At 40.6% G+C, this 15,118-nt stretch carries 13 protein-coding genes, 5 tRNA genes and 3 pseudogenes; 4 read left to right on the forward strand and 17 right to left on the reverse strand.

What is annotated here, in order from left to right; genetic code table 11:
* Window positions 1-19: 19 nt before the first annotated feature.
* Together tsaD and flgG are read left to right on the forward strand one after the other, a co-directional pair.
* Window positions 20-1,042, forward strand: coding sequence for a tRNA (adenosine(37)-N6)-threonylcarbamoyltransferase complex transferase subunit TsaD (tsaD, locus tag QT76_RS01385; RefSeq protein ID WP_033616286.1), 1,023 nt, complete (start codon window positions 20-22; stop codon window positions 1,040-1,042).
* A 180-nt stretch (window positions 1,043-1,222) separates the two neighbouring features.
* The gene (flgG, locus tag QT76_RS01390; RefSeq protein WP_000946437.1) at window positions 1,223-2,011 is read left to right on the forward strand and encodes a flagellar basal-body rod protein FlgG; all 789 of its coding nucleotides are present in this window, start codon (window positions 1,223-1,225) and stop codon (window positions 2,009-2,011) included.
* Window positions 2,012-2,109: 98 nt separating this feature from the next.
* Here flgG and QT76_RS08495 read toward each other — a convergent pair.
* The 8 genes and pseudogenes from QT76_RS08495 to QT76_RS01430 all read right to left on the reverse strand — a co-directional run bounded on the left by QT76_RS08495 (window position 2,110) and on the right by QT76_RS01430 (window position 7,833).
* A pseudogene (locus QT76_RS08495) lies at window positions 2,110-2,989 on the reverse strand (YaaW family protein).
* Between the two features lie 368 nt (window positions 2,990-3,357).
* Window positions 3,358-3,498, reverse strand: coding sequence for a hypothetical protein (locus tag QT76_RS08330; RefSeq protein ID WP_000071308.1), 141 nt, complete (start codon window positions 3,496-3,498; stop codon window positions 3,358-3,360).
* Window positions 3,499-3,581: 83 nt separating this feature from the next.
* A complete protein-coding gene (locus tag QT76_RS01405) occupies window positions 3,582-4,343 on the reverse strand; it encodes a YaaW family protein (RefSeq protein WP_000323697.1) in 762 nt (253 codons plus the stop codon).
* 259 nt (window positions 4,344-4,602) lie between these two features.
* On the reverse strand, window positions 4,603-5,322 hold the full coding sequence (locus QT76_RS01410) for a YaaW family protein (RefSeq protein WP_195741857.1): 720 nt from the start codon (window positions 5,320-5,322) through the stop codon (window positions 4,603-4,605).
* Between the two features lie 130 nt (window positions 5,323-5,452).
* Window positions 5,453-5,869, reverse strand: a complete 417-nt coding sequence (gene nusB / locus QT76_RS01415) for a transcription antitermination factor NusB (protein WP_000235739.1) — start codon at window positions 5,867-5,869, stop codon at window positions 5,453-5,455.
* A gap of 1 nt (window position 5,870) precedes the next feature.
* The gene (gene ribH / locus QT76_RS01420) at window positions 5,871-6,341 is read right to left on the reverse strand and encodes a 6,7-dimethyl-8-ribityllumazine synthase (protein WP_033616288.1); all 471 of its coding nucleotides are present in this window, start codon (window positions 6,339-6,341) and stop codon (window positions 5,871-5,873) included.
* A 9-nt stretch (window positions 6,342-6,350) separates the two neighbouring features.
* Complete coding sequence (gene kdsA / locus QT76_RS01425; protein ID WP_033616289.1) at window positions 6,351-7,181, reverse strand: 3-deoxy-8-phosphooctulonate synthase; 831 nt, start codon at window positions 7,179-7,181, stop codon at window positions 6,351-6,353.
* Window positions 7,168-7,833, reverse strand: coding sequence for a carbonic anhydrase (locus QT76_RS01430; protein ID WP_033616290.1), 666 nt, complete (start codon window positions 7,831-7,833; stop codon window positions 7,168-7,170). Before QT76_RS01430 ends, kdsA begins: the two co-directional genes overlap by 14 nt.
* A 121-nt stretch (window positions 7,834-7,954) precedes the next feature.
* Between QT76_RS01430 and pyrF the strand changes: the two genes are divergently transcribed.
* Both pyrF and panC read left to right on the forward strand, forming a co-directional pair.
* Entirely contained in the window at window positions 7,955-8,638 is a 684-nt protein-coding gene (gene pyrF, locus QT76_RS01435) for an orotidine-5'-phosphate decarboxylase (RefSeq protein WP_033616291.1), read from the forward strand.
* Window positions 8,639-9,469: a pantoate--beta-alanine ligase gene (gene panC / locus QT76_RS01440; protein ID WP_033616292.1), complete on the forward strand. Its 831-nt coding sequence runs from the start codon at window positions 8,639-8,641 to the stop codon at window positions 9,467-9,469.
* A gap of 13 nt (window positions 9,470-9,482) precedes the next feature.
* Here the strand turns inward: panC and QT76_RS01445 are convergent.
* The 9 genes and pseudogenes from QT76_RS01445 to groES form a co-directional block, all read right to left on the reverse strand.
* Window positions 9,483-9,558 (reverse strand) — tRNA-Glu (locus QT76_RS01445).
* A gap of 59 nt (window positions 9,559-9,617) precedes the next feature.
* A tRNA-Asp gene (locus tag QT76_RS01450) sits at window positions 9,618-9,694 on the reverse strand.
* A 50-nt stretch (window positions 9,695-9,744) separates the two neighbouring features.
* A tRNA-Val gene (locus QT76_RS01455) sits at window positions 9,745-9,820 on the reverse strand.
* A gap of 42 nt (window positions 9,821-9,862) precedes the next feature.
* A tRNA-Glu gene (locus tag QT76_RS01460) sits at window positions 9,863-9,937 on the reverse strand.
* A gap of 12 nt (window positions 9,938-9,949) precedes the next feature.
* A tRNA-Lys gene (locus tag QT76_RS01465) sits at window positions 9,950-10,025 on the reverse strand.
* Window positions 10,026-10,206 (reverse strand): annotated as a pseudogene (locus tag QT76_RS08635) (hypothetical protein).
* 328 nt (window positions 10,207-10,534) lie between these two features.
* Window positions 10,535-12,551, reverse strand: a pseudogene (gene hopZ / locus QT76_RS01480) (Hop family adhesin HopZ).
* A gap of 331 nt (window positions 12,552-12,882) precedes the next feature.
* Window positions 12,883-14,523 carry a chaperonin GroEL gene (gene groL, locus QT76_RS01485; RefSeq protein ID WP_001040280.1) on the reverse strand — a complete coding sequence of 547 codons (1,641 nt, stop codon included), beginning with the start codon at window positions 14,521-14,523 and terminating at the stop codon, window positions 12,883-12,885.
* A gap of 26 nt (window positions 14,524-14,549) precedes the next feature.
* Window positions 14,550-14,906: a co-chaperone GroES gene (gene groES, locus QT76_RS01490; RefSeq protein WP_000671934.1), complete on the reverse strand. Its 357-nt coding sequence runs from the start codon at window positions 14,904-14,906 to the stop codon at window positions 14,550-14,552.
* Window positions 14,907-15,118: the final 212 nt, after the last annotated feature.

Genomic DNA, 15,118 nt, shown 5'->3' on the forward strand with positions numbered 1-15,118 from the left:
ACCGCCCAAAGATAAAGACATGATTTTAAGCATTGAAAGTTCTTGCGATGACAGCTCTTTAGCCCTTACAAGAATAGAGGACGCCAAACTCATCGCTCATTTTAAAATCTCTCAAGAAAAGCACCACAGCTCTTATGGGGGCGTTGTGCCTGAGCTTGCATCGCGTTTGCATGCTGAGAATTTGCCGCTTTTATTAGAACGCATTAAAATAAGCTTGAATAAGGATTTTTCCAAAATTAAAGCCATCGCTATCACGAATCAGCCAGGTTTGAGCGTTACTTTAATAGAGGGTTTGATGATGGCAAAAGCCTTGAGTTTGTCTTTGAATTTGCCCTTGATTTTAGAAGATCATTTGAGAGGGCATGTGTATTCGCTATTCATCAATGAAAAACAAACCTGCATGCCTTTAAGCGTGCTCTTAGTCTCTGGGGGGCATTCTTTGATTTTAGAGGCTAGAGATTATGAAGACATCAAAATCGTTGCCACGAGTTTAGACGATAGCTTTGGGGAGAGTTTTGATAAGGTTTCCAAAATGCTTGATTTAGGCTATCCAGGAGGTCCCATAGTGGAAAAATTAGCCCTTGATTATGCGCACCAAAACGAGCCTTTAATGTTCCCTGTCCCTTTAAAAAACAGCCCGAATCTGGCTTTTAGTTTTTCAGGTTTAAAAAATGCGGTGCGTTTGGAGGTTGAAAAAAACGCCCCTAATTTGAATGATGAGGTAAAACAAAAGATTAGCTATCATTTTCAAAGCGCAGCGATTGAGCATTTAATCCAGCAGACTAAACGCTATTTTAAAACCAAACGCCCTAAAATTTTTGGTATTGTGGGGGGAGCGAGCCAAAATTTAGCATTAAGAAAGGCGTTTGAAAATTTGTGCGTTGAGTTTGATTGCAAGCTTGTTTTAGCCCCTTTAGAATTTTGCAGCGACAATGCCGCCATGATAGGGCGATCAAGCCTAGAGGCTTATCAAAAAAAGCGCTTTGTCCCTTTAGAAAAGGCTAACATTTCGCCAAGAACGCTGTTAAAAAGTTTTGAGTGAATGGATACAAAAAGAAAGTGCATGATAAAACGCCCTAAAATTTATCAATAGCGTCAAGTATCGGTTATTTTGAGGCAAGAGCTTAAAAAAGAGGGTGTTAAAAAAGAGCGTTTTTAGTCAAATTTAATCTTATTTTTGTTATAATTCTAGGTTGTTAAGTTTTAGTTTAAAGGTAAAATCATGCTCCGCTCTCTCTATAGCGCCACTTCAGGGATGCTCGCCCAACAAACGCACATTGACACCACTTCAAACAATATCGCCAATGTCAATACCACTGGGTTTAAAAAATCTCGTGCGGATTTTAACGACTTGTTTTACCAAGCGATGCAATACGCCGGCACCAACACAAGCAACACGACTTTATCGCCAGATGGCATGGAAGTGGGCTTAGGCGTGCGCCCTAGCGCGATCACTAAAATGTTTTCGCAAGGCAGCCCTAAAGAAACGGAAAACAATTTAGATGTCGCCATTACGGGTAAAGGCTTTTTTCAAGTCCAATTGCCTGATGGCACCACCGCTTATACAAGAAGCGGGAATTTCAAGCTAGACGAGCAGGGCAATCTTGTAACGAGCGAGGGCTATCTCCTCATCCCTCAAATCACTTTGCCTGAAGACACCACGCAAGTAAATATCGGTGTGGATGGCACGGTGAGCGTGACTCAAGGCTTGCAAACGACTTCTAATGTGATCGGGCAAATCACTTTGGCTAATTTTGTCAACCCGGCGGGGCTTCATTCTATGGGGGATAATTTGTTTTCCATCACCAACGCTAGCGGTGATGCGATTGTGGGCAACCCGGATTCTCAAGGCTTAGGCAAGTTAAGGCAAGGCTTTTTGGAGCTTAGTAATGTGAGATTGGTAGAAGAAATGACCGATCTAATCACCGCTCAAAGGGCTTATGAAGCCAATTCTAAAAGCATTCAAACCGCTGACGCCATGCTCCAGACGGTCAATTCTCTCAAACGCTAAAAGGGGATTTTACTCTCCTTAACGCTCTTTAACCTCCGCTCCCTTGTTGTTTTTGTGCTTGGGGTGGTTTTGTGTTTTGGAGCGGTTGTTGCCATTCTTTAATTGTTGTGGCTAGGGTTTTTAAGGTTTTCAACACCGCTTTTTGGGTTATTGCTTGGGTCATTGCTTGAATGGTGTTTTCCTTTGATGAAAAAAACAGCTAAAACAGCTAGACCAATAAGAAAAGTAATAGCTAGATACCACATTTTCTTAGTTTTATTTGCTTCTTGTTCCGCTTTCAATTTTTTGCGTAAGGCGGCGATCAAAACGCATGCAGGCACGGTTACCCTATAAGCCGGCCCTGCAAGATTGACGCTCACTAACGTGCCTGTAATGACCCAACCAATAGGGCCAGCTAAAATGCCTAGAGTTTTTTTAAGCGCGACTTTACCCACCACAGATGATAAACCATGCCCTAGAGTTTTTTTACCATTGCATCTGCAACAGATACAGCCAACGCATAAGAATGAGAGCCACCCGCTTTAAACAGCGTTAAAACAGATGCGATTAGGACTTGTTTGTTCTCACCAATCACTTTATCAATATTTGTCATGCCCAATTCATGGCCGAGTTCTTTATCTCTCTCCCACTCATTTTTTCTAAACTATCTTTCAAAAGTTTAGAAAGCATGTTTTTCTCAATCAAAGAGGTTGGAGATTCTTCATGGTAATTAACCTTTAAATGATCGCACGCATCGCACAAAATCTCTTTGTATAAGACCCCTTCGTTTCTAAAAAAATTAATAAAAGTATTGCCCCCATAACACTGCAATTCTTCAGCAATCTTTGTGGGGTATTTGGCGTAATCGCTACCATACCTTTTGTATTCTATTGAATCTGTCAATTCTTCATTCATTCTTAGTGTGCCATCTTCATCATAGACAAGCGTATCAAACAAATCTTTCAAATCGCTAGAGCTTAATCGCTTTAAAAATGCCAAGTCGCTATTTGTATGCCATGCAATCCCTTTAATTTTATTTCTACCACTCGCTCAAATCCCACCAATCCCCTCTTTTTAGTGATTAGTGATTGTAGTTATCATTTTTTAAAATCATGTTTAACGCCCTAAAAGGCTCAAGCACGCCCGCTAACTGTGCATGAATATTGCGTTACAAATGCTAATGGGCTTTATTGATTTTACAACCAAAGAATAATAATAATTAAAATATTTTGATACGCTTACATTTTGGATAAGATAGATCCGATTTGAAAGTAGGAAACTATTGATTTTCTTTAGGTAAGGCTAATTTAATGAAACGCTGTTTTGATTTTTGGCACAAGAAACCCCCTCCTTTAACCCTCTAACCCTTACTTTTTATCGTTTTTATGTTCGTGGTTAGCGTTGCATTGATTAGCTTGGTTTTGGCTATTTTTTTGACAACTTTCGTTGTTTTGGTTTTTAGCATCACCTTTTTGATTGTGGTTTTGATTATTGCAACTGTTACTCATTGTGTCTCCCTTAAATTAAAATAAAAACTAGATGCGTTTTCGCATCTAGTTTTCCATTCTATACCTTTTTCCCTAAAAAAAGCTTAAACGGATTCTATTTGCAATGACTTCTTATCTTCACTAGCTTGCTGTGTTTTTAGGCGTAAAGTGGCGACCACAATGCATGCCGGTATGGTTACCCTATAAGCCGGCCCTGCAATATCAATCGCTGTCCATACGCCTGTAATGATCCAGCCAACAGGGCCTGTTAAAAAGCTCAGAGTTCTTGTAAGCACCTGATTGCCCGCAAGCGATAAACCACGCCCTAGAATGGTTTTTGCGACCGCATTCGCAACAATGACAGCTAATTGATAAGATTTAAAGCCCCCCATTTTAAACAGCGTTAAAGTCGCCGCGCTTAAAGCTTGTCTGTTTAAATTGTCAGTGTTTTTTATGGACAATTCATCGCACATTTCTTTCACTTCTTCATCGTCCATTTCTTCTAAACTCCTTTCTAAGATTTTAGAAAGCATGTTTTGTTCAATTAAAGTCGTTTCAGTTTTCTTGTTGTAATTGACCTTCAATTTATCGCACACATCGCATAGGATCTCTTTGTATAAGACTCCTTCGCCCTTAATGAAGCTCGCAAAACTATTGCTCCCATAGTATTGCAACTCTTCAGCGATTCTTTCTGCGTATTTAGCGTAATCATCGCCATGCCTTTTGTATTCTATGGAGCTGGTCAGTTTTTCATTGTGTCTTTTTTCGCCGTCTTTACCAAAAACAAGCACCTCAAACAAATCCAATAAATCACTAGATTCCAGTTGCTTTAAAAATTCCAAGTCTCTATCATATTTGTATGCCATATTATTCCTTTATATTGTTTTATCACTTATTAAAAACAAACGACCTTTCGCACCCCATCGCTGTTTTTCTAAAGTGGTTACTGATTTTAATATCATTTGTCTAAAACTATACTTAATATTTTAAAAAGGCTAAAAGCCCAACGCTCTTAGTTCTATAAATTGCTTTAAGGCATCAATTCTTTTAAACGCTAAAAATAAAACCCAGACATTTTATAGCATCTAGGTTTATATTGTATTTTTAAAAAAGGTTTAAAAAGAGTTAAAGAAGATTTTTAATTTCGTTTGCTTGTGCTTTTAGGCGTAAAGTGGTAACCAAAATGCATGCCGGTATGGTTACCCTATAAGCCGGTCCTGCAATATCAATCGCTGTCCATACACCTGTAATGATCCAGCCAACAGGACCCGTTAAAATGCTTAGCCCTCTTGTAAGAGCGACATTTGCCCCTAGAGACAACCCTCTTTGAAAAATCGCCTTTATCACGGCATTCGCAACAATGACAGCTAATTGATAAGATTTAAAGCCCCCCATTTTAAACAGCGTTAAAGCAGCTGTGCTTAGGGCTTGTCTGTTTAAATTGTCAGTGTTTTTTATGGACAATTCATCGCACATTTCTTTCACTTCTTCATCGTCCATTTCTTCTAAACTCCTTTCTAAGATTTTAGAAAGCATGTTTTGTTCAATTAAAGTCGTTTCAGTTTTCTTGTTGTAATTGACCTTTAATTTATTGCACACTTCACACAAAATTTCTCTGTATAAAACCCCTGTACCTCTCAACGCGCTCGCAAAGCTATTAGCCCCATAATGCTGCAATTCTTCAGCGATCCTTTCTGCATATTTAGCGTAATCATGGCCATGTCTTTTGTATTCTTCTGAAAGCGTTAATCCTTCAGTAAATCTTTTTTCGCCATCTTTGTCATAGACAAGCACATCAAACAAATCTTTCAAATCATTAGAGCTTAATCGCTTTAAAAATTCCAAGTCGCTATTTGTATGCCATATTCTTCCTTTAATTTGATTTCTACCGCTCGCTCAAGTCCCACCAACCCCTTCTTTAGTGAAGTGATTAGTGATTAGTGCATTATTTTTTAAATTTAAGCATAAAACGCCCTCAATTCAAGGGTTTTTGAGCGAGCTTTTTGCTCAAAGAATCCAAGATAGCGTTTAAAAATTTAGGGGTGTTAGGCTCAGCGTAGAGTTTGCCAAGCTCTATGCATTCATTGATGATGATGGGGTTTTGCGTGGGCGTGAAGCCAATTTCATACGCTCCTAAGCGTAAAATCGCCTTTTCCATGCTCCCTAATCGCTTGAAATCCCAGTCTTTCAAATGCGGTTCGATGAGAGCGTCAATTTCATTGATTTTTTCTAACACGCCATTAAAAAGGCTTAAAGCGAAAGCGAGCTGGTTGTTTTTAATCTTTTTTTCTTCTAGCATGCTAGAAGCGATTTTTTTAATTTCTTCATTACCGCTCTCAAACGCATACAACAATTCAACCACAGCCCCCCTGGCTTGAGTTCGTGTCGCCATTTTAACCCTTGAGAGTTTGGCACAAGCTCAATAATTCAATGAGAGTGCTCATCGCTTCAAAGCCCTTATTGCCGGCCTTACTGCCCGCTCTTTCAATCGCTTGTTCAATATTGTCCGTGGTCAGCACGCCAAAGCTTACCGGCATGCTGTATTTGAGCATCGTGTTGGCAATGCCCTTAGTCGCTTCCGCGCTCACGTAGTCAAAATGCGGAGTCCCCCCTCTAATAATGGCTCCTAAAACGCACACGCCATCGTATTTTCCGCTCCCTAACAACCTCTCTAAAATAAAAGGCAGTTCATAAGCCCCAGGCACTAGCACGAGATCTAACAGCTTTTCATCGCCCCCATGCCTTTTAAAGCAATCCATCGCCCCTTCTTTTAATCTGTCTGTGATGATATGGTTGAAGCGCGAGGTTAAAATAGCGACTCTTTCATTCCCTTGTAATTGCAATTTCCCTTCTATGATTCGCATGAAATTCCTTTAGAATAAATTTTGGATTTTTAACATGTCGGTTACTAAGTGTTCTAGCTCATCAGGTTTGAGCATGTTCGCCCCATCGCTTAGGGCGTTTTTAGGATCAATGTGCGTTTCAGCGAATAACCCATCAATCCCCACCGCCGCCGCCGCTCTGGCTAAAATAGGGGCAAAAGAGCTGTCTCCTGAACTTTTCCCATTCGCTCCCCCTGGCATTTGCACGCTATGGGTAGCGTCAAAAATCACCGGGGCAAACTCTCGCATGATTTTTAAAGAGCGCATATCCACTACTAAATTCCCATACCCAAAGCTGCTCCCCCTTTCACACAGCCACACGCCATTTTTCAACGCCGTTTCATAAGTGGGGCTTTGAATGCTTTTATCCCTCGTTTTAAGGGCTTTTAAGACAGAATATTGCATGTCTTTTGGGTTCATGAATTGCCCTTTTTTGATATTGACAATAGCGTTAGTTTGGCTCACTGCTACAATCAGATCCGTTTGGCGGCACAAAAACGCCGGGATTTGTAAAATATCCGCTACTTTGGCTGCCACGCTTGCTTGATAGCTCTCATGCACATCGGTTAAAATCTTATAGCCAAATTCCTCTTTGATAATTTGTAACATTTCTAGGCCTTTTTCTAAACCAGGCCCTCTGTAACTCTCCAAACTCGTGCGGTTAGCCTTATCAAAACTCGCTTTAAAATAAAAATCCAATCGCTCGTTGCTGGCTAGGGGTTGTAATTTAGTAGCGATACTTCTTAGATTTTCTAAACTCTCAATGACGCATGGGCCAGCGATTAAAACGGGTTTGGGGGTTTTTGTTTCAGGGGTTTTCATGACTTATCCTTTGTTTAATGGTTTCTTCAATCGGCTCAAAAAAATGGCTTTCAAAATTATAATTATAAATCCTGCCTGTTTCTATGATATAGTGCCAACCAAAAATTTTCAATTCGTTATCCATCACTCTTTCTTGAATGAAATCATAGCTTAAGAGGTTGTTGAGTTGCAAGCGCACGTTCAAACGCTCTGTAAGCCATGAACGCTTGGCGGAATGGTTGCTGAATTGCGGGTGGTTTTTTAATTCTTCTTTAATAGGCTCTAAGAATTGTATCCAATCTGCAATGTAAGGGGTTTTAGCTTTGGTGGTTTCATCATTAATTAAATGAACGCTCCCGCAAGCCCCACAATCGCTATGCCTGCAAACAATTAAATTGTGAACGCCCACATGCACAATAGCGTATTCAACGCTCGCAATAGTAGAAAGGGATTCTTTATAGCTTGTTTTAGGGGGGATCACATTGCCCATGTTGCGGATCACATACAATTCGCCCGGTTTGGTGCCTGTGATTAAATTAGGCACGACTCGTGAATCCACGCAAGAAATGAACAAAGTGTGGGGCTTTTGCTTAGTCTTTAAACTCTCATAAAGCTCTTTAAGCTCTTCATATTCATTCTCTTGAAACTCTAACGCTCCTAAAAACGCTTTCACTCTTTAACCCTTAAATCTCATTTTTTTAAACTTGGTTTTCATTTTAAAACGCTTATCATAGCTAAAATTCTTGCATTTCTTTTTGTTATAATGGCGTTATTTTACACTTTAAAGGGCTTTCATGCAATTATGTGTCGCATTGGATTTAGAAAAAAAAGAGGACAATCTTTCTTTATTGCAAGAATTGAAAGGCTTAGATTTATGGGCTAAGGTGGGGCTTAGATCTTTTATAAGAGACGGGGCTGTTTTTTTAGATGAAATCAGAAAGATTGATGGGAATTTTAAGATTTTTTTGGATTTGAAGCTCTATGATATTCCTTATACGATGGCAAATGCCGCGCTAGAATGCGCGAAATTAGAAATTGATATGCTCACCGTGCATTTAAGTAGCGCTAAAAGCGCGCTAACCATTTTAATGCAACGCCTAAACGCTCTTAAAAAACGCCCCTTAATCATGGGCGTGAGCGCTTTAACCAGCTTTAGCGAAGAAGAATTTTTGAGCGTGTATAACGCCCCTTTAAAAACTCAAGCGATTAAATTGAGCGCTATGGGCAAAGAGAGCGGGATTGATGGGGTGGTGTGTTCGGTGTTTGAAAGTTTAGCGATCAAAGAGAATTTGGGTAAGGACTTTTTGACTTTAACCCCTGGCATAAGGCTGGATAAAAGCGATAAAGAAGATCAAGAAAGGGTGGCGAACGCTAAAGAAGCTAAACAAAATTTAAGCGATTTTATCGTGGTGGGCCGCCCCATTTATCAAGCTAAAGAGCCTAGAGAAGTGGTTTTAGAGCTTTTAAAGGATTGTTAAATGCGGGTGTTAGAAACGATTGCTGCTTTAAGAGAATGTCGTAAAAGTTTGAAAGAAAGCGTGGGGTTTGTGCCGACTATGGGGGCTTTACACAAAGGGCATCAAAGCTTGATAGAAAGGAGTTTGAAAGAAAATTCCCACACGATTGTAAGCATTTTTGTCAACCCCACGCAATTTGGGGCTAACGAGGATTTTAGCGCTTACCCGCGCCCTTTGGAAAAGGATTTGGCTTTGTGTGAAAAATTAGGCGTTAATGCGGTGTTTGTGCCTAAAATTGGCGAAATGTATCCCTATGAAGCAGAGCAACGCCTAAAACTCCATGCCCCTACATTTTTATCCCACTCTTTAGAGGGAGCTATGCGTCATGGGCATTTTGATGGGGTTGTTCAGGTCGTGTTAAGATTGTTCCATCTTACTAACCCTACTAGAGCGTATTTTGGCAAAAAGGACGCCCAACAGCTTTTAATCATTGAGCATTTAGTCCAAGATTTGCTTTTAGACATTGAAATAGCGCCATGCGAGATCGTGCGCGATGATGATAATTTGGCTTTAAGCTCTAGGAATGTGTATTTGAATGCCACAGAAAGAAAACAAGCCCTAGCCATTCCAAAAGCTTTAGAAAAAATCCAGCAAGCCATAGATAGGGGCGAAAAAGCGTGCGAAAAGCTGAAAAAACTAGGGCTTGAAATTTTAGAAAATTTAGAAGTGGATTATTTGGAATTTTGCAACCACAAGCTAGAGCCTTTAACAACCATAGAGCTAACTAACACGCTCATTTTAGTGGCGGCTCGTGTGGGTAAAACCAGGCTTTTAGATAATTTATGGGTGTAGTTTGGAATTTTTGTGGCGACCCTTGAAAGATTTGAACTTCCGTTTCCACCGTGAAAGGGTGGTATCCTTGGCCACTAGATGAAAGGGTCATTTTTAACGATTAACTATTATATGAAAAAGCGTAGGAAATGATTTTAAAAGCGTTTGGTGGCGGAGCGGACGGGACTCGAACCCGCGACCCCCTGCGTGACAGGCAGATATTCTAACCAGCTGAACTACCGCTCCCTATCCAAACCCCATAGCCTAAAAACGCATGCTTGAAGCTAAGTCAAAAATGGTGGTCGCTATAAGACTCGAACTTATGACATCTACCTTGTAAGGGTAGCGCTCTACCAACTGAGCTAAGCGACCACAATATTGAGATAAAATCCAACTAAATCTGTATTAAAAGAGTGGTGACTCCTAGGGGATTTGAACCCCTGTAACCACCGTGAAAGGGTGGTATCCTAACCACTAGATGAAGGAGCCACTACGCTCAAATGGTGACCCGTGTTGGATTTGAACCAACGGCCCATTCCTTAAAAGGGAATTGCTCTACCAGCTGAGCTAACGGGTCTCACAAAAAGATAATGATACAATTTTTTTTAACGCTTGTCAAGAATAATCAAAAAGAATTGAAAAATACCGCTCTTTTTATAGAAATTAGAAATAAACGCTCTTAAAACGGCATAACAGCTTTTTGCTTGAATAAAAACTTGGTTGCGCTTTAATGCTATAAGGATAATAATAGACACCATGCGTTTTTGTTATTGGTTAGGTTTTTGGGGTTTTAAAAAAGCTTTGTTTTTATCAAGAGCTAACAAATCTTATTAGGATTTAATGCTTTTTTGTTTAAAAAATTTCATTGTTAAAAAATGGGGTTTTGTTTTATCGTTTTTAATCTTATTTTGTTGTAAAACGCATTTTCTTAAAGTTCTTAAAGTTCTTAAAGTTTTATTTTATTTTCTTAAAGGGATAGGGGTGAATTTTACGCTTGACCCCCCAAAAAGAGGGTTCAAAAAAAAAGAAAGTTCAAAACAAACCCCCCAAAAAGAGGGTTCAAAAAGGGAGTTTCACAAAGAGTTTTTAATAAGCAAACACGTAATTCAAATACACGCTATAAAGCCTGCGGTATTGGAGTTGAGTGCCTAGCAAAGAATAGTAATTCGTGTTGATCGTGGGGATCTTCACGCCTAATTCCACGCCATGCTGCGCCGCATGATCGCTCGCTTTCTTTTTGTTTTTAGCCAGATTCATTCTCAAGCCCAGATTGAATAAAAACTGGAAATTCGCCACATTCATTTTAGCACTATAGAAATTATTGAAGGTCGCTAAATTCACGTATTGGGAATTCAGCCATGAAGTTCCGGCTAAGGCGATACCCCCAAACACCCCAAAAGAAATCTTGCTGTTTTTGGTGGTTTTATCGTTGATGAAGTTATAGAGGACATCTGTCCCTACCCCATAAGTGAACACATCAGAGGCGGAGTTGAAAAAGCTGGATTTGATATAGGCATGGTTGTAATCAAAAAAGCCGTAATACCTTAACCCCCACCTTCTTTTTTCACCAAAGAATTGCTTATAGCCCACTTGCACGCCGATCCCATTCATGGCACCATTGTTGGTTTGAGAGCTGATTAAGCCAATGCGTCTGAAAGGGTTATGCCCTAATTCTTGCGTGGCGCTTAATAATTGCGAATAAGCGTTTTTGGTTGACTCGATAAACGGCCTGTAAGCCCCCGGGGTTATTAGGGTTAGTGGATTGGCTTATCAAATTTTTAAGGAATGGGGAATTGGGCGTGTTTGAAGCGGTCGTGGTGATGCTGTTATAAGTGTTGTTTAAAGTGCTAAGGCTGCCTCTAAAATCAAGTATCGTGCGCGCCAACAACTCGGCTTGCTTGATTTGCTCGGCTTGAGAGCCAAAATGCGCAAGGCTGTTGTTTAAAGCGGTGATCGTCTCTTCCACATACGCACAACCGGCCCCCCAAGTGTTGTTAGTAACCCCAGCATTAGGCAATGTCCCACCCCCATTTCTGCAAGCTGCCAGGTAGTCTGTAGTGAATTTTGCAGGGATAGCGCTGAGATTGGTTTTGATTTGATCGGCTAGTTCAAGCATCTTAGCTTGCGCTTGCGCGTGGTTGAGCATGTTTTGAGCGAAAGCCCTGTCAGAAGAAGTGTAAGGGTTGAAATCTTGCGGCGCGTTTTGATTGCTTTGCTGGTTAGTATTAAGGCTTTGAGCTTGCGCGACGATTTCTTGGGCGTTTTTGATCATGCTAGTAACAGCGCTAAATTCGGTGGCAAAAACTTGACACACATTCCCTGTCGTATTTAACCCCCACGGTGCACCCCCATTTGAATGTGAAGCGGTATTTACCCATGGGCAGTTTGTAGTAAGGACGCTTATCATTTTACTAGCTTCTTGCAAAAGAGTTTGGGCGTTATTGGTAATAGTAGTAGTAGTAGTTTCCTTACTACTTTGCCCATTAGTTTGCGTTGTTATGTTTATAGTTACCTGTTTTCCTGCACCATCCAAAACAGGAAACCCATTGTCGTCTTTTAAGGCTTGTTGGATAGCTTGATAAGCGTTATTGAGCATCTTAAAATTATCTATGGATAAAGGACCGCTAACTCCGTTGTTATAACCGGTTAAATTACAATTAATAGAACTTGAGTTATGTCCTGGTTGACCCTCAAAGGTTACGCTTGCTTGCCCACTGTTACCAGGACCGCATTGGACATTATAGGCGATGACATTCCACAGCCCCACTGCGGCATTCAACGCCAAATACACCGCTTGATACGCGGGGGAATTGGTTTTTTCGCCAGTCAACCCTTGCGTGTTGGCTTTTAAATTATCGATCGCAGCATTGATTTCTGAAGGGCTGCTCGCGTTCGTTACCGCCCGATTGAGATCGTTAAAATTGTTTAAAAGGTTGCTCAAATTCTCATAAGTGTCTGAGAGCTTTTTCAATTCGCCGGTGTTTTTCACCATTTGAGCGGCTTCACCGATTTGATAGCCCGCGCTGATAAAAAAGCCGTTGTCTTCAGCGTTTAAAAGCGATGAAGCGAGAGAGAGAGAGAGAGTTAAAAAGGTTTTTTTCATGAATATCCTTTGAAATTAAATTGAGTGATTGGAATTTTATACATTAAGAACATATTAATGTATTTGAGATGATTGTAGCATAAAATTCGTTTTTTTTTTTTGTCATTTGGAGAAAATTTAGAATTTTTGCACTTTTTGCGCTTTTGTTTGGGTGGTAAAGAGTTTTTAGATTTTGTTTTAATGGAACGCTAATGATAAAAGCTTAACAGAGATTTTTTGTGGCGCGTTTTTAAAAGCGAGCGGTTTTATCAAAGCACCCCCCCAAAAAAGGATTTTAGAAAGGGGGGGTTTTAGAAGAGGGTTTTTAAAGGCGGGTTATTGGAAAGCGGGCTTACATCATGCCGCCCATGCCACCCATTCCGCCCATGCCACCCATATCAGGCATTGCTGGGGTTGCTTTTTCTTCTTTGATTTCATGCACGGTGGCTTCTGTGGTTAAAAGCAGGCTTGAAACCGAAACCGCATTTTGTAAAGCGATCCTTTCTACTTTTAAGGGGTCAATAATGCCTTCTTTAAACATGTCCACATACTTGCCATTGCTAGCGTTAAAACCAAAATGCCCTTCGTGTTTTTCTACTTCATTCACGACCACGCCGCCATCATAACCAGCGTTGATAGCGATTTGAGCTAATGGGGCTTTAATGGCGCGCATGATGATTTCATAGCCCACTTTTTCATCATCGTGTAAATTCAAATGCACTTTTTGAGCCGCGCGAATGAGAGCCGCACCGCCGCCAATCACAATGCCTTCTTCAACCGCCGCTTTAGTCGCGCTTAACGCGTCATCCACCCGGTCTTTTTTCTCTTTCATTTCCACTTCACTCGCAGCGCCCACTTTAATCACAGCCACACCGCCAGAGAGTTTAGCCAACCTTTCTTGCAATTTTTCTTTGTCATAATCGCTTGTCGTGCTTGCAATTTGGGTTTTGATTTGCGCGACTCTGTCTTTAACATCATCGCTATGGCCTTTGCCATCTACGATCGTGGTGTTGTCTTTGTCAATCACAATCCTTCCGGCTTTGCCTAAAAACTCCACTTCAGCGTTTTCTAGACTCAAGCCCAATTCTTCGCTAATGACTTGACCGCCGGTTAAAATAGCGATGTCTTTGAGCATTTCTTTTCTTCTGTCCCCAAAGCCTGGAGCTTTAACCGCTGCGATATTCAACACGCCTCTTAATTTATTCACCACTAGAGTCGTTAAAGCTTCGCCCTCAATGTCTTCAGCGATGATTAAAAGCGGTTTGCCTTCTTTCATGGTTTTTTCCAATAGCGGGAGAATGTCTTTCATGCTAGAGATTTTTTTATCCGTTAAAAGGATGTAAGCGTTATCCAATTGAGCGGTCATTTTCTCAGCGTTGGTTACAAAGTAAGGGGAGAGATAGCCTCTATCAAATTGCATGCCCTCTACGACATCTAATTCGTCTTCAATGCCCTTAGCTTCTTCAACGGTGATCACGCCGTCTTTGCCCACTTTTTCCATAGCGTCAGCGATGAGTTTCCCAATATTGTGATCGGAGTTTGCAGAAATGGTCGCTACTTGGGTGATTTCTTCTTTACCGCCTACTTTTTTGCTCGCTTTTTTAAGCTCATTAATGATCGCTTCAGCGGCTTTATCCATGCCTCGTTTCACTTCAATGGGGTTAGCCCCAGCCGTGATATTCCTCAAACCTTCTTTAAAAATGCTATAAGCTAGCACGGTCGCGGTGGTCGTGCCATCGCCGGCAGCATCAGCGGTTTTGCTCGCTACTTCTTTAACGAGTTGAGCGCCCATGTTAGCCACGGGGCAACTTAATTCAATCTCTTTAGCCACGCTCACGCCGTCTTTAGTGATGCTTGGAGCGCCATAGCTTTTTTGGATCAACACATTCCTGCCTCTTGGCCCCATGGTAACTTTAACAGCGTCATGGAGTTGTCTCACGCCTTCAAATAGAAGGTTTCTTGCACTATCTGAAAATTTAATTTCTTTTGCCATTTTGTATCCTTAAATAATAATGTTTTTTAGTGTTTTTTGTGATCATGACAGCAAGCTTCATGCTCTTTAGCATGCTTATGGTCATGATTACCTGTATGACAACAAGAGCCTGAGCCCACAATACCTAGAATGTCTTCTAATTCTAGCACCATGTATTCAGTGCCGTCTAAAACGATTTCTGCGCCTTTGTATTTGCCAAAAGCGATCACATCGCCTTCTTTAACGCATTTGCAACCCTCACTGATTTTATGGCTAACCGCTTTGACTACGCCCATCAAAGGCTTTTCTTTAGCGTTATCAGGGATGATGATGCCTGAACTGGTTTTGTTCTCTTCTTCAAGTCTTTCTACTAAGACCCTTTCTCCTAATGGCTGAAACTTCATATTAGTTCTCCTAAGTTTTGATAAATAAAATAGAAATTTAGCGCTTATTGTTCTTAAGCGACACAACTATAGCGCATTTTTAGGGATAAGTCAAGCCATAAAAACAAAGATAAGATTATAACTATAAGGATTATTAAGTCTATTTGTATCAAGTTTCATTAGTTTAAAAATGTAAGGATTAAAAAAAGGAGGCGTTATTGGCAAACCTTTTT

The sequence above is a fragment of the Helicobacter pylori SA37A genome (assembly GCF_000476015.1).
In the GTDB taxonomy this organism is placed as follows: Bacteria; Campylobacterota; Campylobacteria; order Campylobacterales; family Helicobacteraceae; genus Helicobacter; species Helicobacter pylori_DB.